This is a genomic window from Flavobacterium sp. Arc3, assembly GCF_041431375.1.
Lineage (GTDB): Bacteria > Bacteroidota > Bacteroidia > Flavobacteriales > Flavobacteriaceae > Flavobacterium.
In genome coordinates, this window is record NZ_JASMRI010000001.1 from 307,042 (window position 1) to 327,304 (window position 20,263).

Annotated in this window: 13 protein-coding genes; 7 read left to right on the forward strand and 6 right to left on the reverse strand. The window is 33.6% G+C overall.

All coding sequences use genetic code 11. The features are described 5' to 3' along the window. Nucleotides 1–107 precede the first annotated feature (107 nt). Both QO200_RS01310 and QO200_RS01315 read left to right on the forward strand, forming a co-directional pair. Nucleotides 108–3,251: a SusC/RagA family TonB-linked outer membrane protein gene (locus QO200_RS01310; protein ID WP_371535378.1), complete on the forward strand. Its 3,144-nt coding sequence runs from the start codon at nt 108–110 to the stop codon at nt 3,249–3,251. Nucleotides 3,252–3,260: 9 nt separating this feature from the next. Further along, complete coding sequence (locus tag QO200_RS01315; protein ID WP_371535381.1) at nt 3,261–4,757, forward strand: RagB/SusD family nutrient uptake outer membrane protein; 1,497 nt, start codon at nt 3,261–3,263, stop codon at nt 4,755–4,757. 76 nt (nt 4,758–4,833) lie between these two features. Here the strand turns inward: QO200_RS01315 and QO200_RS01320 are convergent, their stop codons facing one another. After that, complete coding sequence (locus QO200_RS01320; protein WP_371535384.1) at nt 4,834–5,586, reverse strand: rhomboid family intramembrane serine protease; 753 nt, start codon at nt 5,584–5,586, stop codon at nt 4,834–4,836. Nucleotides 5,587–5,818: 232 nt separating this feature from the next. On the opposite strand from QO200_RS01320, the gene QO200_RS01325 reads away from it, so the two are divergent. Then, nucleotides 5,819–7,096, forward strand: a complete 1,278-nt coding sequence (locus tag QO200_RS01325; RefSeq protein ID WP_371535386.1) for a replication-associated recombination protein A — start codon at nt 5,819–5,821, stop codon at nt 7,094–7,096. Nucleotides 7,097–7,161: 65 nt separating this feature from the next. Here QO200_RS01325 and QO200_RS01330 read toward each other — a convergent pair whose 3' ends face one another. The 5 genes from QO200_RS01330 to QO200_RS01350 form a co-directional block, all read right to left on the reverse strand. Next, entirely contained in the window at nt 7,162–7,923 is a 762-nt protein-coding gene (locus QO200_RS01330; RefSeq protein ID WP_371535388.1) for a hypothetical protein, read from the reverse strand. Nucleotides 7,924–7,925: 2 nt separating this feature from the next. Then, nucleotides 7,926–8,615 (reverse strand): YjjG family noncanonical pyrimidine nucleotidase, encoded by a 690-nt coding sequence (locus tag QO200_RS01335; protein WP_371535390.1) that lies wholly within the window; start codon nt 8,613–8,615, stop codon nt 7,926–7,928. 9 nt (nt 8,616–8,624) lie between these two features. Further along, nucleotides 8,625–9,317, reverse strand: a complete 693-nt coding sequence (gene radC, locus QO200_RS01340) for a DNA repair protein RadC (protein WP_371535392.1) — start codon at nt 9,315–9,317, stop codon at nt 8,625–8,627. A gap of 541 nt (nt 9,318–9,858) precedes the next feature. Beyond that, entirely contained in the window at nt 9,859–11,214 is a 1,356-nt protein-coding gene (gene murC, locus QO200_RS01345; protein ID WP_371535393.1) for a UDP-N-acetylmuramate--L-alanine ligase, read from the reverse strand. Between the two features lie 51 nt (nt 11,215–11,265). Next, the gene (locus QO200_RS01350; protein WP_371535395.1) at nt 11,266–11,970 is read right to left on the reverse strand and encodes a tetratricopeptide repeat protein; all 705 of its coding nucleotides are present in this window, start codon (nt 11,968–11,970) and stop codon (nt 11,266–11,268) included. 187 nt (nt 11,971–12,157) lie between these two features. Here QO200_RS01350 and QO200_RS01355 point away from each other — a divergent pair, with 187 nt between their 5' ends. The 4 genes from QO200_RS01355 to QO200_RS01370 all read left to right on the forward strand — a co-directional run bounded on the left by QO200_RS01355 (nt 12,158) and on the right by QO200_RS01370 (nt 20,224). Further along, on the forward strand, nt 12,158–13,147 hold the full coding sequence (locus tag QO200_RS01355) for a glycosyltransferase family protein (protein WP_371535397.1): 990 nt from the start codon (nt 12,158–12,160) through the stop codon (nt 13,145–13,147). Between the two features lie 246 nt (nt 13,148–13,393). Beyond that, complete coding sequence (locus tag QO200_RS01360; protein ID WP_371535399.1) at nt 13,394–13,855, forward strand: DUF962 domain-containing protein; 462 nt, start codon at nt 13,394–13,396, stop codon at nt 13,853–13,855. Nucleotides 13,856–13,991: 136 nt separating this feature from the next. Next, on the forward strand, nt 13,992–14,744 hold the full coding sequence (locus QO200_RS01365; RefSeq protein ID WP_371535401.1) for a hypothetical protein: 753 nt from the start codon (nt 13,992–13,994) through the stop codon (nt 14,742–14,744). 173 nt (nt 14,745–14,917) lie between these two features. Continuing rightward, a complete protein-coding gene (locus QO200_RS01370; RefSeq protein WP_371535404.1) occupies nt 14,918–20,224 on the forward strand; it encodes an MG2 domain-containing protein in 5,307 nt (1,768 codons plus the stop codon). Nucleotides 20,225–20,263: the final 39 nt, after the last annotated feature.

Below are 20,263 nucleotides of genomic sequence, written 5' to 3' on the forward strand. Positions count from 1 at the left end.
ACTAACCTCACAGATATGAAAATATTTAATAACATCCAACTTTAAAAAACATAGTAATGTTAACATTATCTTAAGATATTTGCGGCACTAATTCAAAATCTCTTAAAATGAAACCAAAGTTTAATCACATTTTAATGCTGGTACTAGCATTAATTACGCAAATTACTTTTGCGCAAGACAGGACTGTGACCGGCACCGTCTCAGACAATTCAGGAACACCACTACCTGGAGCAACTGTTATTGTAAAAGGTACACAAACAAGTACCCAAACAGATTTTGATGGAAAATATTCCATTAAGGCCGCAGCAACCCAAACGTTATCTTTTTCTTACATTGGGACTGAAAAGCAAGAAGCAAATGCCGCTTCAACAGTTATCAACATCAAACTTAAGGACATCTCCCAAAACTTAGACGAAGTTGTAGTTGTAGCGTATGGTAGTGCTAAAAAATCTTCTTATACTGGATCTGCCACAACCATCAAAGGAGAAGGACTTGGAAACAGACCAACTACAAACGTACTTGCTGGAATTGAAGGTGCAGTTTCTGGTGTACAAATTCAAAGTGCTACAGGACAACCAGGTTCACAACCTTCAGTTAGAATTAGAGGTTTTAGTTCTATTAGTGGTTCTAATACCCCTCTTTATGTTGTTGACGGAGTACCGTATACAGGTGACATAACCAACATCAATTCAGCCGATGTTGAAAGTATGACAATATTAAAAGACGCTGCATCTACCTCTTTATATGGGTCAAAAGCGGCAAATGGTGTTGTTATTATCACTACTAAAAAAGGAGCATCTGTTAAAGACAAATTTACTTTGAACATGAGCTCAGGTCTTAATACAAGATCAATTCCTGAATATGAAAGAGTTAATGCTTTTGATTATTATGAATTAACTTGGGAAGCTATCAGAAACAGTAGACCTATGAGCACACCTGCTTTGCTAGCCACTGCAAATGCATATGCTTCTACAAGAACTCCAATAGATTTGGTAAACAATCCATTTAATGTATCTAACGCAAATTTATTTGATGCAAACGGGCAATTAAATCCTAGTGCAGCACTTCTATATCCAGATGATTTAGATTGGGCAAAGGCACTAGAAAGAGCAGGAGTTAGAAGAAATATTGACTTCTCTTACCAAGGAAATACAGAAAGAACTAATTACTATGTTTCGATTGGTAATCTAAGTGAAGAAGCTGCAATTAAAAATTCTGATTTTAAAAGAACAACTGCGCGTATAAACGTAAATACCAAATTAAAAGAATGGTTCAAAACGGGCGCTAACATAGCAACTACATACACTGATTCAAATCAGGCTGTTGATGGAGTAGATAACACTTCGTCTTTTAACAATCCATTCCGTACTATTCGTTATATGGGGCCAATTTACCCTGTATTAAGTCACGACGCAACTACTGGAGCGGTAATCTTAGATGCAACTGGTAATCCAGTATATTCACAACTTCGTGGATCAGGAGCTTCAAATGGAAGAAACGTTGTTTATGAAACTTTAAACAATGAAAATAAAGATAAAAACCTATCTTTTAATGGACGTACTTATTTAGAATTGAAATTTTTAAAAGATTTTAAATTAACTACAAATTTCGCTTTTGATAATTCTCACTTCAACAATAATGTTTTCTGGAACAAAGTGATTGGAGACGGTGCTCCTGATGGGTTTGCATCTCGTACTAATACTGTTACAACGGGAATTACTTTTAATCAATTACTTGACTATAGTAAAACTGTAAACAATCATAATTTCACCGCTTTATTAGGACACGAAAGTTTTGACTACGAGTATAATTACCTTTACGGATCAAAAAGAGGACAAGGTGTTCCTAATAACAACGAATTCATAAACTACCTTACGGTATCTACTTTAAATTCGTACACAAGAAACTATGCAACTGAATCCTACTTCTCTCGTTTAGGGTATGATTATGATGGAAAATATATCCTATCTGCTTCTATTCGTAGAGATGGTTCTTCAAAATTTGCAGATGCAAACAAATGGGGTAATTTCTGGTCAGTAGGTGCTGCATGGAACTTAGGTAAAGAATCATTTCTTGAAAACAATACATATATAAATGAATTGAAATTAAGAGGTTCATTTGGTGAAGTAGGTAATGATTCACATACTAGTTATACTGGATTAAATTATTACATAGGCGCACCTACTTTTTCACTAGGTCTTAATAACGCAAGTGAAGTTGGAATCCTTACCAATGACCAAGGATCTCCAGACCTTAAATGGGAAAAGAATACTCAAAAAGATATCGCTTTAGATTTTGCTTTTTTTGGTAACAGATTAAGAGGTTCGGTAGAATACTACAATAGAAAAACCGATGGATTAATTTTTAATGTGCCTGTTCCTGTTTCTTCAGGACTAGATTCTAAGGTTGAAAACATTGGATCTATGTTCAATCAAGGATTTGAAGTTTCAATTGACGGAACGGTTGTAAAAACAAAAGACTTCTCATGGAACATCAATGTTAATGCATCTACTATTAAAAATGAGATCACTGCGTTGCCACAAAAAGAAATTATTAATGGCACTAAGAAATACGCAGTAGGAAGTTCAATTTATGACTATTGGTTAAGAAGTTATGCGGGTGTAGATCCAGCAGATGGATATTCCTTATGGATAGTTGACCCATTATTAACAACTGCAACGGACACTGACTCAAGAACAGTAAACGGAGTTAATGTAACAATTAATCAAAACAAAGCATTATACGAATACCACGGATCTGCTTTACCTGATTTATTTGGTAGTTTTACCAATACTTTTAAAGTAGGAGGATTCGAAATGAATGTTTTATTCACTTACCAAATTGGTGGACAAACGTATGATTCTAACTATTCTGCTTTAATGCATTCAGGTAGTAATTACGGATCTGCGTTAAGTACAGAAATCTTAAACAGATGGCAAAAACCAGGTGACATTACTGATGTGCCTGCATTAAACATAGCTAGAAACACTCAAAATTCTGCAGCTTCAGATCGTTGGTTAGTTGATTCAGATTATCTTTCATTAAGACAAGTTTCATTATCATACAACTTGCCAAAAGAATTAATTTCGAAATTACAAATTGATGCTATGAAGTTCTACGTTAATGGTGAAAATTTAAAATTATTCACTAAAAGAGAAGGAATGGATCCACAAGCTAATTATAATGGAACTACTCAAAATAGATTCTCTCCATCTAGAACTATTTCATTAGGACTTAATTTAAACTTTTAATATAATATCATGAAAACATTTAACTTAAAATTTTTACTGGTGGTATTATCAATACTGTCATTAAGCTCGTGTTCAGAAGACTTCTTAGTAAAAACACCAACTGAATTCGTAGATTACGCTTCAGCTACGTCTACTACTGACAATCTATTTTCCCTATTAAACGGAATCCACCGATCTCTATATATTAGATATGAGGCACAAAACGAAACAGGAATTGCAGGATGTATGCAGCAAATTGATATTGCAGGAGAAGATCTTGTCTACCCAATATCAAATGGATGGTTTTTAGGGGTTTATAACTGGACTAACTTAAGCAATGAAAACTCACAAGACGTTGCTTTTCCATATAGAACTTTCTATAGAATTAACAGAAATGCTAATACAATATTAGAATCTGTTGATGTAGCAACTGGATCAGATTCTGATAGAAAAATAATCAAAGGTCAAGCTTTATTATACCGTGCATTTGCTCATTTCCAATTAGTACAATTATACGGAAAACGTTATGATGCAACAGCTATACCTAATACCCAATTAGGAATACCTTTAGTACTAAAAGTATCTAATGATCAATTACCTCGATCAACAGTTGAAGAGGTTTATACTCAAATAAACAAGGATATTGATGATGCTTTAGTTTTATTAGTAGGATACAAAAAACCAAATAATTCTCATTTAGATCTAAGAGTGGCGCAAGGATTAAAAGCACGTGTAGCTTTAGTTCAACAAAACTGGCCAGTAGCATCTGCTAACGCGATACTTGCAAGAGCTGGTAAATCATTAATGACTAATGCAGCTTATGTCTCAGGTTTCAATTCTTATACTAATTCAGAATGGATGTGGGGAAGTTATGTAAACGAACTTCAATCTGAATCATTTGCTAACTTTGGAGCATATATGTCTCGTAATTACAGTTCTACTGTTATTCGTTCTTGTCCAAAAGCAATTTTTAATAAGCTTTGGGACCAATTTCCTTCTACAGATGTACGTACTACAATCTTTAGTAAAACAGGATTACACCCAAATATTACTTTAGTTTCTACTGCAGTAAAATTCCCTTATACAAGCCAAAAATTCCTTTCGGTAAGTACTGGAGATAGTAGATGTGATATTCCTTACATGCGTATCGCTGAAATGTACCTTATTGAAGCTGAAGCAAAAGCGAAGATGAACGATGCTACGGCTTCTACAGCTTTGTTTACTTTAATTTCAAATAGAAATCCTGCTTATGTGAAGTCTACAGCTACAGGTCAAGCCTTAGTTAATGAAATCTATTTGCATAGAAGAATTGAATTATGGGGTGAAGGATTTAGATTTTACGATTTAAAAAGAACAAACTCACCATTAGACAGAGTTGGACCTACAACAGTTCCTGCAACGACATCTAACCATATTTCATCAGTTGCTCAAGTATTTAGCATTCCTGCTGGTGACAAAAGATGGCAATGGCTGTTCCCAAGAGCAGAAATTAATGCAAACCCTGCAATTGAGCAGAATCCTAATTAGTATTTAAATTGACTTAGTTAAAAAATCCCGAATGCGAAAGCAAACGGGATTTTTTTGTATTTATAAAAATATCAATTCATTCACTCTCCTTATTCTGCACGATTGTATAATTTATTTTAAAATTCGAATCAAAAAAAGGCACTGTTTCTTCTATTAAAACCTCTTCTGGTATGTTTGTAAAATTGCCATTTTCATCAAATCGCTGCATAAACTTATCCTTTGATTCATCATAATTAGGTTGTTCCCAATCGTATTTAATTGGCTTTTCATACTCTGGAGTTTTATAGACAAAAGAAAGCACAAAACCAGTTATCAAACCCGCAAGATGCCCTTCCCAAGAAATAGTATTGTCTACCTCTGGGAAAACATACCAAAGTATTCCTCCATATAGCATTATCACAGCTAGTGACACCGCGACCAATCGATAATACCTCGTCAATATTCCCTTAACAAAAATAAAAGACACTAATACATAAATCAGCCCACTCGCACCAATATGATAACTGGACCTACCAATCAACCAAGTCAAAATTCCTGAAAACAAAATTCCGTACCCTATAACTGCATACGATTGCTTTGCATAAAAAAATTGCAGAGCGGCTAGCAAAACCAGCAAAGGCATCGAATTATTATAAAGATGTTTCAAATCTGAATGGATGAACGGACTAAAAAAAACGCCCTGAAAACCAGAAAATGTTCGAGGAAAAATTCCGTTTTTAACGAAATCCAAACCAAATCGAATTTCGATCCAATAGACAAACCAAAGGAAAAGCACAAAAAAAAGCGGCACTCCTACAACGGCACTGGTAAACTTAAACTGATTATCCATCCTAGTATTTTTATTTCAAAAGATAAATCAAATATATATCCAAAAGCAATTTAATGCTATTTTGTCAGATAATCGGGATTGTAATCTAAAAATGAATTTTCCTCCTCCTTAGAATATACTATTCAAAAAATAGCCCAGATCAAAACGGCATCCTTTTATTTCGTTTTTTAACGAAACAAAAGATATAGTGTAGAGCTGGAATAGCTTCAAATAAAAACAGTAATTTTGCAGAATGGAAGCACCATTAGCAGAACGAATACGTCCACAAATACTAGAAGACTACATAAGCCAATCTCACCTCGTGGGACCAAATGGCTCGTTGACCCAACAAATAGCAAAAGGAATTATTCCTTCTCTAATTTTATGGGGCCCGCCGGGAACGGGGAAAACAACATTAGCACAAATCATTGCTCAAGAATCAAAACGTCCTTTTTATATTTTAAGCGCCATTAATTCAGGAGTAAAGGACATTAGGGATGTAATCGAAAAAGCAAAACAAAGCGGAGGCCTTTTTACCACTAAGAATCCTATTTTATTTATAGATGAAATTCATCGTTTTAGTAAATCACAGCAGGACTCTTTATTAGCCGCAGTTGAAAAAGGTTGGATTACATTAATAGGTGCCACTACCGAGAATCCGAGCTTTGAAGTTATTCCCGCCTTGCTATCGCGTTGTCAAGTTTATATCTTAAATGCTTTTACAAAAGAGGATTTAGAGTCTTTGTTACAACGTGCATTAAAAAAAGACAGTTTTTTAATGTCTAAAAATATAAAATTAAAGGAAACAGAGGCTTTATTGCGTCTTTCTGGAGGTGACGGGCGCAAACTATTGAATATATTTGAACTCGTCGTAAACGCCTCAGCTGAAGACGAAATAATTATTACTAATGACCGCGTTTTTGAACTAGTACAACAAAATACAGTATTGTATGACAAAAGTGGCGAACAACACTATGATATTGTTTCGGCATTTATAAAATCAATTCGTGGTAGTGATCCAAATGGAGCTGTTTATTGGTTAGCTAGAATGATCGAAGGCGGAGAAGATGTAAAATTCATAGCCAGACGCATGCTTATTCTATCTAGTGAAGATATTGGTAATGCAAATCCCACCGCTTTTATAATGGCCAATAATACTTTTCAAGCGGTAACCACAATAGGTTATCCCGAAAGCCGAATTATCTTAAGTCAATGTGCCATCTATCTTGCTACCTCTCCTAAAAGCAACGCTTCTTATTTAGCCATTGGTACAGCGCAGCAACTGGTAAAGCAAACTGGTGACCTCCCCGTCCCTATCCATTTGCGCAATGCGCCTACTAAATTAATGAAAGAGCTTGGATATGGCGACGAATATAAATATTCACATGATTTTGCTAATAATTTTGCCGAACAGGAATTTTTACCCGAAGCAGTGAAAAATACACCACTATACGTTCCTGGTACTAATTCAAGAGAAAATACGACCCGAGATTTTTTAAAAAATCGTTGGAAAGGTAAATACGGTTATTAAAGAAAAAAGGTTCTAAGAACAGCATAAATCTGTTTTTAGAACCTTTTCCTTAAAATTGTTAAAATCTAAAACTTAACCGCAATTTTCTCTGAGATAAGCTTTTGATCTTTATAATACTCAAAATACCATGCTCCATTTTTAGAAACTAATACCCCTTGAACTTCTCCTTTGGAGGCAATATAAGTTGACGGACTAGATGTTTTAATAACTTTCATAACTACTTTAGGACTTGCATCTACTAATTGATATCCGTTTTCTATAGGTTGCGCGTATAATATGTCGGTTGCGTTTGCAACTTCTTGAACTACCGCTGTCACATTATTTTTAACTAGCTCCTCCTTGATAATTGTCTCAGGTATATCTTCTTCCGCAACTACAGTTCCGACAGTAAGTGGTTTAGCTGACCCTGCGTAACTATAATGCAAAGCGTAAATTGATTCAAATGCTTGATTTAAACATTCCACATATGCCGTTTCATAATCTTTCTCTTTACTTCTAGCTGTTTCTGACTGAAAGATTAATTTTCCTTCGCAATCTTTTAAGGTTATAAAAAGTTTTGTAACTAAAAATCCGCCTTCCTTTTCGACGTTCACATATAGTAAATCACATCTTTTAACAAATTCTTTTGGCATTTGTTCATTCGAATAAAAAGCTTCAAATCCTGCTTTTTTCAAATTAAACTTTGACAAAGTATTTAAACGATATGCATTCTCTGATTTCAAAAAATCAAATTTCACAGGTACAACAACTGCCTTGTAATTATTTACTGATTGTGCATTAACAAAATTCCCTGCTACGATTAGCAGTAATAAAAGATATTTTCTCATAATTAAAGGTATTTTTTAAGTTCTAATAAATGGTTTATTTGTTTTATATCATTCCCCACTTGGGTCTTCTTTTCATTAAAAAAAATAGCATCAAGTCCCATATCAAGAGCTCCTTGCACGTCAGCGTCTAGGGAATCTCCTATCATAATACTGCTTTCTTTTTTGGCTTTAGCCAAATCCAATGCATATTCAAAAATAATAGGATTAGGCTTCTTTACTCCTGCCATATCAGAGTTTGTGATGGTATGAAAATAATCATGCAACTTAGAATTTGTAATTTTTCTTTGTTGCACTTCGGCAAAACCATTAGTAATAATATGAAGTTTATAATTTTTATTTAAATAGTCTAAAATCTCAAAAGTCCCATCAAAAAGATGATTGTTATCTGGTAACATCTGTATGTACTCCTGAGCAATACTTTCAATTTGCTCATCAGAAATGGAATAATTGATTGCATCAAAAGAATGTTTCAATCTATTATAACGCAGCTCTTGGTGCGAAATTTTATCATATTGATACAATTTCCAACACGCCTGATTTATTGGTACGTACTTTTCGATAAACGTATTAATTTCTACTGTGGGGTGATTTCTTTGAAAGATACCTGCAAAGGTTATCTCTGAGTTTTTATCAAAGTCCCACAGTGTGTGGTCTAAGTCAAAGAACACATCGCTAATATTTGTAATCTTCATTTGTAATTTTTAAAATATTCCTTCGTCTACAAAGCTAAAATAATTTACCTCAGTAATAATCAAATGGTCTAAAACTTTAACTTCTAAACTATCGCCAGCAAGTTTCAATTTCTTAGTTATATGCTTGTCAGCTTCGCTAGGAACTAATGTTCCTGAAGGATGATTATGACACAGAATTAATGACGTAGCACCTATTTCTAAAGCTAATTTAAAAACAATACGAACGTCTACTAAAGTTCCAGTAATTCCGCCTTTACTTAACTGTGCTTTTGACAAAACTTTATTTGAGTTGTTTAAATACACAATCCAGAATTCCTCGTGTGGTAATTCGCCTATAAGCGGCTGCATTAATTCAAATATAGCTTTACTGGAAGTGATTTTAACCAAATCTACGGCATCTTCTGACCTCCTACGTCTTCCTAATTCTAAGGCTGCAATTATCGAAATAGCCTTTGCCTCGCCTATTCCTTTATACTGCATTAATTGTGCTATAGTAAGCTTCCCTAACGAATTAAGATTATTATTTACACCCGCCAAAATTCTTTTACTTAATTCCACTGCTGATTCGCTTCGACTTCCAGACCCTATCAATATAGCAATTAGTTCAGCGTCACTCAAAGCGCTTTTACCTTTAAGCATAAGCTTCTCTCTTGGCCTATCGTCTTCTGACCAATGTGTAATTGGAAAATTATTTTTTTCCATACTAATTTTTGTATCAATGTTATTTAGCTAAACTACACAAAAAAAGGAACTTAACTAAACCCCTGTCAAAAATATCCATAACTTTAAAATAAAAAAATGAAATTCACTATTGCTACCACAACCTTTCTATCCTTTTATTCTTGCGGTCAATAAGAAGGAAACAAAGCCTCGCTAATTGTCAAAAATGCAACTACAAAACCCTTTGAACAAAAATTATCAGATGCAGCACTATCCATAATTAATCCTTCAATAATCTATAATTCCAGATATTTCGATTGAATAACCTTCTGTTGATATTGCTACAGATAAAGATGTACGTACCAATGCAATTATTTAAACTAAAAAGTCACTTAATATAGGATTTATAACCAACAACAAATCAGTTGGCACAAAGCGAACTTTAATAGCACATAAAATCGGCAGAGGTTGAGTTCTCGCTGATTATTTATTTAATTTTTAAAGTGTAGAATACTATAAATACAAAAAATAAAAGCCAATTATCAAATTGACAATTGGCTCTACTATTTTGTTACAAACTGTATTACTCAATCAATTCTTTTACCTCATCAAAATTCAATCCGCCGTAATTTCCTGAACTCATTAGCAACAACGCTGAGTTTTCAAGGTTTAGATTAAACAAATAATCTTTAAAGTCTTTTGGATTTGTATAGATAATTAAATCTTTTCTATTAAAAGCAGTAGCAATTTGCTCATAAGTCACTTCCTCAAGTTGTTTGATCTTAACCGCATCGGGCGAATAGAAAACCACGGCTACATCTGCGTATTCCAATGCTCCTTCGTATTCTTTTAAAAATTCTGAATTCAAACTGCTGTAAGTATGTAATTCTAAACAAGCTACTAAAGTTCGATCCGGATATTGTTCTTTTACAGCTTTGGTAGTCGCAGCCACTTTACTTGGTGAATGAGCAAAGTCTTTATAGGCTACTGTAGTTTTACTTTCAGCAATTTTTTCCAATCGTTTTGAAGCTCCTTTAAAACTCGCAATCGCTTCATAGAAATCAGCTTCATCAACACCCATGTTTTGACAAATCCATTTGGCACCAGCCAAATTATTTAGGTTATGCCCTCCAAAAACTTCAATAGGCATATCTCCCTCAGGAGTTTCTAATAAAGTTATTCCGTTCTCCACTCTATAATTTGGAGTAGTATAGCCTAATTTTCGTGTTGGACTTATTGCTGCTTCGGCCACACGTTTCACTTCTGCATCCTCCTCATTATAAACTAAAATACCTCCGCGTGTAATTTTTTCTACAAAAATCTCAAACTGCTCTACATAATTCTCATAGGTAGGAAAGACATTGATATGATCCCATGCAATTCCAGATATCAAAGCAATATTAGGTTGGTACAAATGAAATTTAGGTCTTCTATCTATTGGCGATGACAAATACTCATCCCCTTCTAAAACGATAAAATCATTTTCTTCTGTAAGATGAACCATCGTATCAAAGCCTTCTAATTGTGCCCCTACCATATAATCCACCGCTATATCATTATAATGCATGACGTGAAGAATCATCGATGTTATAGTTGTTTTCCCGTGAGACCCACCTATAACAACACGCGTTTTATTTTTAGACTGCTCGTATAAGAACTCTGGATAGGAATAAATTTTCAGCCCTAACTCCTGCGCTTTTAACAATTCTGGATTATCCGCTTTAGCATGCATCCCCAAAATCACCGCCTCAATATCATTTGTGATTTTTTCTGGGAACCAACCCATCTCAGCAGGCAAAATTCCTTTTTTATCCAAACGTGATTTAGAAGGTTCAAAGATCGCATCGTCACTTCCCGTTACCTGATACCCTTTATTATGTAATGCTAATGCAAGGTTGTGCATTGCACTTCCTCCTATGGCGATAAAATGTGTTCTCATTTATTTTTTATTCAATTATCCGTTTGTATATCTATTCAACCAGCTGATTTTCTATTTAATCGCTTGGTTTTTCTTTTTGAACTCTTCTAAGATTACTTTGGCTCTTTCTGGTTCATTCATCTTATTTTTATATAAGTCCGCAAGCATTTGATAGCTCTCTACAGAATTTCCTGCGGCAATTGCTTTTTTGTATTGTAACTCTGCTGACTTATATCTTTTAAAGTATTCTTCGATACGCCCTCTTGACATATAGCCATCTATAGGAGACAATTTCAAGAGTTCATTCGAGTATCGTATTGCCTTACCTTCGCTCCCACCCACAATTCTTGGCAATTGAATATAAAGTTCGACCAAAGCCCATCTGGCATCAATATGTCCTGGGTCAAGTTGTAATGCTTTTTCAAAGGATGATTTGATTTCATCGATCATTCCAAGCGCCCTAAATTTATTAACTTCCAAAGCACGCATTCCAGTCGCTCCACCGTATTTGTAAAAATAATTTGCCTCCGTAGGTTTTAAATCTTTCAGCTTTTCATAATACCCTATGGCCTCTTCCCACGACTTGCGACTTCCCGCAATATCACCTAAACATTCTATTATTCTTAAATTAGACGAATCCGTTTTCAACAGTGCTTCAAAGACAGGCTGTGCCTGTTCATACTTTCCATCTTTGAATAGTTTTTCAGCTTTGTCAAAATTAGATTGCGACCAAATCATCATTGGAAAGAATAAAAAGAGAAATATAATTTGTTTCATTTTTCAAAAATAAGGTATAAAAATATTACTACTTGAGATAAAAACCAAATTTACCCCAATTTAAAAGGAAAACTATAATACAATAGAAAACTTTAAAAAACCTTAACATAACATCTAGAAGCTACTTTCGTAAAGCATTACTACAAGTTAATTCATCTTCTTAATTAATTATAACAAGCTTTACGAAATGAAAATATTTTATGCTATCCAAGCTACCGGAAACGGACACATCAGTAGAGCTACACAATTACATCCCTACCTACTTAAATATGGCACCGTAGATTTCTTCTTAAGCGGCAACAATGCTAGTCTTGACATAAAATTACCAATAAAATTCAAAAGTAAAGGTTGTAGTCTTCATTACAGCAAATGCGGCGGTCTCGATTATTGGAATACACTTACAAATATCAGGCCACGCCAAATGTATAAAGATGCTGATGCATTACCATTAAAAGAGTATGACGTAATAATCAACGATTTTGACTCGATAACAGCGTTAGCCTGTAAATTACAAAATGTACATTCAGTACAATTTGGACATCAAGCCAGTTTCATTTCTAAGGCTACTCCAAGACCCAATAAGAAAAGCTTTATGGGCGAAATGATTCTCAAACACTACGCCCCTTCTCCTAAAAACATTGGATTGCATTTTGAAAATTACGACAGCTTTATTCGTCCTCCTATTATCAAGGATCAAATTATAGAAGCAGAGCCAAAAAACTTAGGGCACATTACAGTCTACCTGCCTTCATTTGACAAAGACTGCTTAGAAAAAGCGTTCAATAAAGTAAACCATGTTCATTTTCATTGGTTTTTAAATGATGTAGAATCACCTTACACGATTAGAAATATTACCTACTATCCAGTCAATCAAAAAAAATTCAATAAAAGCTTAATCAACTGCGAAGGAATAATTACAGGTGGCGGATTTGAAACTCCAGCAGAAGCGCTTTATCTTAAAAAGAAAATCCTTAGTATACCTATTCGCAATCATTACGAACAAGAATGTAATGCCGCAGCTTTAAAAAAACTTGGCGTTCCCGTTGTTTATGATGTTGAAGATGACTTTAACTTAATTATTGAAAGCTGGCTCGACAAAGAGATCCTCTACCCAACCATAAAAGCCAACAACATCCCAGAAACACTTGACTATTTATTTGACACCTACAAAGAATAAAACAATATTAAATCAATTTGTTTTCAGGGGCTGCCCCTCCAAAAAAAGGAGGGTCGGGCTATATGTTACAATCTTTTTGAGGTAAAAAAACCTCAAAAAAGGATTTCCACTACTATCCCTCATCCAAAAAACCAACTCGTATAAGATCATAATTCTCCTAACTAATAATAATTCAGTAAATCAGCCAAAACAACAATTGTTTTCTAATTTTTTTATTAAATTAGCTTGCAATAGTAAAAATAACACATGAAAACATTAAATGAATGGTTTGAAGAATATAGCGTGAGCCATAAAAACTTAACCAATAAAAAAATCCATTACATCTGTGTTCCTTTAATTTTTTTCTCGGTAGTTGGACTGTTTATGACTATTCCAAGTCAAATTCTAAATCCACTAGCTTCAATACATCCCGTTTTAGCTAATTGGGCATTTGTCGTTTTACTGTTTGTCTTGTTTTTTTATTTTAGACTATCTATCGCCATGGGATTAAAAATGCTTGTTTTCACAACGATTTGTCTTATTGGAAATTACATTATTGCTCAATCATTACCATTATTCTGGTTTTCAATTGCGGTCTTTACGGTAGGCTGGATTGGTCAATTTTACGGTCACAAGATTGAAGGAAAGAAACCATCTTTTATCAAAGATTTACAGTTTTTACTTATTGGACCAGCTTGGGTTATTCACTCCGTATTTAAAATGAATTAAAAACTATATACTTTAAGAAAAAAAAGTACAACACCGCTGTGATAATAGCTCAAAAATAAACCTCAAAAAAGCATAGTTAAGATAAATAGTACTAAATTCACTTAAACAAAGTCATTAATCATTATTTAAAACTTGCATGAAAAAATTATTCCTACTCTTCCTTCTAAGCTCAATTACAGTTGTTGGTCAACAATATGACAAAAAATGGGGAAAAGTTATTGAAAACGAAAATGCCGGAAAAATAAAAACCGCCAATGCAATTGTAGAAAACATCTACTATAAAGCGATACGTAAAAATGACGAAGACCAAATAATAAAATGCTTTTTCTACCAATCAAAATACAGTCAAGTACTAGATGAAAATGCCCAAACAAAAATCATCAATCATTTAAGGATCGAAATTAATCGAGCGTCAATTCCTACCAAGGCCATTTTGAATTTGGTTTTCGGAAAATGTTTGAATTCCTATTACCAACAAAATGGTTATACTATTAGAAATCGGACCAATACTACAAATCCAAATGATGATTTTCTAACTTGGACAAAAGTCGATTTTGAGAAGCAAACCGAGAAAGCATACGCCAAATCGATAGAAAACGAAACTATTTTAAAGCAAACACCATTACACAAATATGAAACGCTATTTGATTATTCAAACGACACTAATTTCGAAAAACAAACCCTTTTTGGCTATATATTAGAAGAAAACATAGCTTTTTACACCTCCAGAATTAACAATTGGGAAATTCAATCTAAAGACTTTAAACCTTATCAAGACATTTTATATGGCAGCAGTAACCAATTCAGCAAATTAAGCCTTGATTTCATCAAAAACAAGAAACTAACTTACCCACAAGCGAAAAACAATTACAACGCATCCTATTTGTAAAAAACTACATTTTAAAATCAGAAACTGAATGGATTTCAGTACTAGAGCAGTTACAAAAAGCTGTTTCTACCGCAACGGTAATACAAAAAATACAGCTTGAAAAAGCCAATAGCTATATTCGTCAAGCTTCAAAAGAAACACATCCTGATTACAATGTAAAAGCTATAGTCATATTGGACAGCATTATTTCGAGCAAAGATCGCTCTAATACTTTAATACTTGCACAAAAATTAAAAGCGCAAATTAAAAATAAAAAGCTTTCAATACAACTTCTAAAACAACAATATAATTTAGAAAATACAAGAGCATCTGTTACTTTTAAAAATGTAGAAAACATAACAATTTCATTTTACAAAATCGATCAAAAAATGGCTATTGGTTTTGGCTATAATAAAGTAAACAATGACAGTTTAGTTAATTCGATAATAAAAAAGAATAATCCTTTTAAAACAATTCAAAACCAATTAGCTGACAAGAAGGACTATTTCGAGTACAGTACTGAACTCCTTTTACCTCCAATAGAATTAGGAAATTATTTGGTTTATTTTGAAAGTGAAACTGGTTCTAAAGAACAAAAAGCATATGCTTACGAGACTATTTCGGTTTCTAATTTATCGTTATTGGCTTGGCAAAATGAAAAAGTACAATACTATCAGGTTTTAGACAGAAAAACCGGTATGCCTTTAGAAAAGGCAACTTTAAAATCACCTTCTTTTTCCTTACTAACAAATGAAAGAGGTATCGCTAAGTACCAAAGGAAAGAAATTAACAATTACAACAGAGAACAAATTGATTTAGTCTTTATTAACGATACGCTTCAAATTAATAAAAACTACATTACTAACATCAATAACTACAGTTCCAAAAAAGAAAACAGTAATAAAGCTAGAGTTGAATTTTATCTAGATCGTGCCATTTACAGGCCCGGACAAACAGTATATTACAAAGGAATTGCATTTGAAAAAAAGCAAGAAACATCATCTATTGTATCTCATACAACGTTCAAAATCAAATTCGACGACGCAAATTATAAAAGTTTGAAAGAGTTTGATGTTGTCACAAATGAATTTGGATCTTTCTCGGGAGAATTTGTTTTACCTAAGACTGGTTTAACTGGTAACTTTAGCATCGAAGCACAAGAGCCTGATGACTACGAAAAAGACATTGCTTATGACAAAACGCGAGACGAACATCCTTTCTGGGACCACGTCGATTTTGATAATTCAAGAATAAATTTTAAAGTTGAGGAATACAAACGTCCTAAGTTTGAAGTTACCTTTGAACCAACTAAAGAAAGTTACCAAGTAAACCAAAACATCCAAGTAAAAGGTAGCGCTAAAGCTTTTACCGGCAGCAATATTACTGAGGCAAAAGTAAATTATACTGTTACGCGCTTTACTAACAATTATGCTAGACGCTACCAACAAGAAGAATCTGAAGTAATTAAAGCTGATGAAACTACAACTGATTCATCAGGTAATTTCACAATTGCTTTTGTAGCAAAACCATCTCCGAATTCAACTAAAGAACAGCTACCCGTTTTTAATTACCGAATTTCAGCAAGTGTGACTGATAACAATGGTGAAACTCATGATAATCAAACAGCAATAAAACTAGGCTACCACACGCTTCAACTGAAAGCTAATATTACTCCTCTAATCGAAACGAAAGATAAAAATATAATTACACTTACAACCACAACTTTAAATGGCCAATTTGTCCCTACTAAAGGTCTACTAAAATTATATTTCGTAAAAAACGTTTCGAACAAATTTAAATCTAGGACGTGGCCGATTCCCGAAATTGTTACAATTCAAGATGATCAATTTGAGCAACTTTTCCCATATGAACAAAACGAAAAATCAATACAGAAAGACGAATTAGGCACTTTGGTTTATACTAAAACAATAAACAGCGAAAAAGACAAAACAATTCCTCTTGATTTTATTTCAATCTATCAGTCGGGAGATTATAAAATTGTCTTTACAGCTAAAGACAATTTTAACAACTTGATAGAAGACAGCACAGATTTTCAACTTATTCAAAGCAACGATGTTTTAAAAACAAATGAACTCCTTACTATAAAACAAATTAATACTGATCCTAAAAAAGATGGTTTTGTGTTGATAAAAATTGACAGTAGCATCCCAACCTTATTCATTTCAACAACGGCAAATTACCAAAACACTCTTTTTTATGAAGATTACGTTTCATTACAGAACAAACAGGCACTAATTAAAATTCCCATTCAAAAACAATTTAAAAACAACATTAAAATAGGTTTCCAAATCATTTTTGAAAACCAACCTTTTTCTAAAGAAATACAAATACCCTTAAAGGAGAAAGATGAAACTAAATTTCTTATTGAAACAGCTACCTTTAGAAATAAGCTAGAACCGGGAACTCTTGAAAATTGGTCGTTCAAATTAAAAACAGAAAAACCCAATACTGAAGCAGAAATTTTGGCTTCAATGTACGATCGATCACTTGATTCTTTTGCGCAATCAAACTGGAACTCTCTACATTTTTATGAATCAAATTACAACTACATCAACTATAAATCAACATTAGGTTTTGACAAAACATATACAGATCTAAGGAATTTAAACCCAATTCAAAAACCAATAGCTCTAGCCAATGAACAATCTAAATTAATGTGGTTCGGGTTTGATTTTAATGAATCTATCATTAGAATAAACCACAATTCATTTACAACATCAGAAATAAACGATAAAAAAATTGGTAACGAAAATATTAAAGGAGACCCTGATGCTGTACTTTCTGTTTCTCCAAATGCAGACCAGCTTACATTTATCAAACCGGTATACGCAAAAGCAGAAGAATCACTTCAAGAAGTGGTTTTAGTGGGCTATGGAACTACAAAACAAAAAGGACTAGTGGGAGCTGTAGCAGGAATAACAATCAGGGGAAAAGCTCTAATCAACGAAAATAATGAACCTCTATACATCGTAGACGGCGAGCCTATGCTTGCTAAGGACGCTCAACTTTTAATTCCTAATGACATACTGTCTATCGAAGTTCTAAAAGATACCCAGGCAAAAGCTATATATGGTACAAAAGGCGATAACGGAGTGATTATCATAACCACCAAAAAAGCACTTGAAGCTCTAACTCAAGTCAAAGCCAGAAAAAATCTATCAGAAACAGCTTTCTTTTATCCTCATTTAAAAACAGATCATAAAGGAAATATGAGCTTCAACTTTAATTCACCTGAAGCACTCACAGCATGGAAACTTCGCTTACTGGCGCACAATAAAAATGCAGTTTCAGGATATTTAGAAAAAATCGTTATTACCCAAAAAGACATCATGGTAACCCCGAATTTCCCAAGGTTTTTTAGAGAAAAAGACAGCATCACAATCACAACAAAAATTGCAAATCTGACTAAAGAACCTAAAACAGGAATAGCAGTTCTGCAATTGTTTGATGCAACAACAATGAAGTCTATTGACGTAAAAATGTTGAATGAAAAAAACGTGAAAAATTATACTGTTTCAGCTTACGGCAATACGACTGTGAGTTGGAATATTTACGTCCCTGGGGGATTACAAGGTGTACAATACAAAGTTTTAGCAAAGTCTGGTAACTATTCTGATGGCGAAGAAAACATTTTGCCTGTGCTTACTAATTCAATCCTCGTGACGGAGAGTATGCCTATTTGGTTTAGAGAAAATTCGAAAAAAGAGTACACCTTTGAAAATTTAAAAAACAATAATTCAACAACACTTAGAAACCATCAATTCACTTTAGAATACACCTCAAACCCTACGTGGATTGCCCTCCAATCTTTGCCTTATTTAATGGACTCTGAACACGAATCTTCAGAACAAACGTTTGCTCGTTTCTATGCAAATGCATTAGCAACTACAATTATTACAAGCAATCCTCAAATCGCCGCTGTTTTTGAATCGTGGAAAAAAGACGGAAAACCACATTCAAAACTAGAAGAAAACGAAGAACTTAAATCATTAATCTTAGCAGAAACACCATGGATCAAAGACGCACAAAGCGAGGAAGAAAAAAAGAAAAACTTGGCTTTGTTATTTGATTTAGAAAAAATGAAAAGTTCACAAGATGCCACTTTTGAAAAACTGAAAAAGAAACAAACTGCGTCTGGAGGTTTTACTTGGTTTGGTGGAAACGAGCCAAACGAATATATCAGCCGTCATATTTTAGCTGGGTTAGGACATTTGTTAAAACTAAGTCCAACGGAAGATAATAAAGCAAAAATCACTCAAATTGCAGCGACCGCAATTCCATTTTTAGACGAACAGTTTTTAAGCAATCACAGAATAAGAACTCAAAATCTAAAAAAGACAGACAAATTAATTTGGGTAAATCCGAATTCTGATTTGCACTATTTATACACTCGTAGTTTCTACTTAGAAAGCAATCCTGTTACGGATACTTTGAAAAAAGCAACTTCGCTGTATATTGAGAATATAAAAACAAATTGGCTTACCTATTCACTATACGAAAAAGGATTAGCCGCTTTGACATTAAATCGTTTTGAAGAAAAAGCTGCGGCCAAAAAAATTATTGAAAGTTTAAAAGAAACGGCTTCTAATAATGAAGATTGGGGCATGTATTGGATTGAAAATAAAGCGGGCTGGTATTGGTATCAAGCGCCTATAGAAACTCAAGCGTTGTTGATTGAAGCTTTTGCCGAAGTGACTAATGACAATAAATCAGTTGATGCGATGAAAGTATGGCTACTAAAGAACAAACAAATTAAAAATTGGCCTACTACTAAATCGACCACCGAGGCCGTCTATGCGTTACTAATGCAAGGTTCAGACTGGCTGAGCGTAAAAGACAATACAGTTATCAAAATAGGAGACGAGAAAATACTTACTAAAAAGCTCGCAGAAAATCAAAAAGAAGCAGAAACAGGCTATCTCAAACTCAACTGGAAAGCCGATGAAATTAAAAAAGAAATGGCAACTATTAGCATTAACAATAAATCTAATGTTCCTGGATATGGCGGTGTCTATTGGCAGTATTTTGAAGATTTAGATAAAATTAAAAATGATAACAATAACAGTTTATCAATTACGAAGGAATTGTATTTAAAAAAAAATAATGCTGCAGAAGCTGTTTTAACTAAAATAAATGAAGAATTGACTATTGGAGATTTAGTTACCGTACGATTAATCATTTCGACAAAAGAAGATATGGAATTTGTACATTTAAAAGACATGAGAGCTTCCTGTTTTGAACCCGTTGATGTTTTATCCGGTTACCAATACAAAGATAATTTAGGATTTTATAAAAGCACAAAAGATGCGGCAACACATTTCTTTTTTGACAAAATCAATAAAGGAACTTACGTCTTAGAATACGATGTAAGGGTAAATAACAAAGGAAATTTCTCTAACGGAATTACGACAATTCAAAGTATGTATGCTCCTGAATTTACCAGTCACAGCAATGGAATCCAAGTAAAAGTGGAGAACTAAATCAATAGAAAAGCAAAAATCCGTTTCAATTACTTGAAA

What these genes read in the sequence shown, in the direction of transcription:
- QO200_RS01360 (WP_371535399.1), top strand. Translation starts at nt 13,394, where the DNA reads ATGAAAACATTAAATGAATGGTTTGAAGAATATAGCGTGAGCCATAAA.
- radC (WP_371535392.1), bottom strand. Translation starts at nt 9,317, where the DNA reads ATGGAAAAAAATAATTTTCCAATTACACATTGGTCAGAAGACGATAGG.
- QO200_RS01335 (WP_371535390.1), bottom strand. Translation starts at nt 8,615, where the DNA reads ATGAAGATTACAAATATTAGCGATGTGTTCTTTGACTTAGACCACACA.
- murC (WP_371535393.1), bottom strand. Translation starts at nt 11,214, where the DNA reads ATGAGAACACATTTTATCGCCATAGGAGGAAGTGCAATGCACAACCTT.
- QO200_RS01315 (WP_371535381.1), top strand. Translation starts at nt 3,261, where the DNA reads ATGAAAACATTTAACTTAAAATTTTTACTGGTGGTATTATCAATACTG.
- QO200_RS01320 (WP_371535384.1), bottom strand. Translation starts at nt 5,586, where the DNA reads ATGGATAATCAGTTTAAGTTTACCAGTGCCGTTGTAGGAGTGCCGCTT.
- QO200_RS01310 (WP_371535378.1), top strand. Translation starts at nt 108, where the DNA reads ATGAAACCAAAGTTTAATCACATTTTAATGCTGGTACTAGCATTAATT.
- QO200_RS01355 (WP_371535397.1), top strand. Translation starts at nt 12,158, where the DNA reads ATGAAAATATTTTATGCTATCCAAGCTACCGGAAACGGACACATCAGT.
- QO200_RS01330 (WP_371535388.1), bottom strand. Translation starts at nt 7,923, where the DNA reads ATGAGAAAATATCTTTTATTACTGCTAATCGTAGCAGGGAATTTTGTT.
- QO200_RS01325 (WP_371535386.1), top strand. Translation starts at nt 5,819, where the DNA reads ATGGAAGCACCATTAGCAGAACGAATACGTCCACAAATACTAGAAGAC.
- QO200_RS01350 (WP_371535395.1), bottom strand. Translation starts at nt 11,970, where the DNA reads ATGAAACAAATTATATTTCTCTTTTTATTCTTTCCAATGATGATTTGG.
- QO200_RS01365 (WP_371535401.1), top strand. Translation starts at nt 13,992, where the DNA reads ATGAAAAAATTATTCCTACTCTTCCTTCTAAGCTCAATTACAGTTGTT.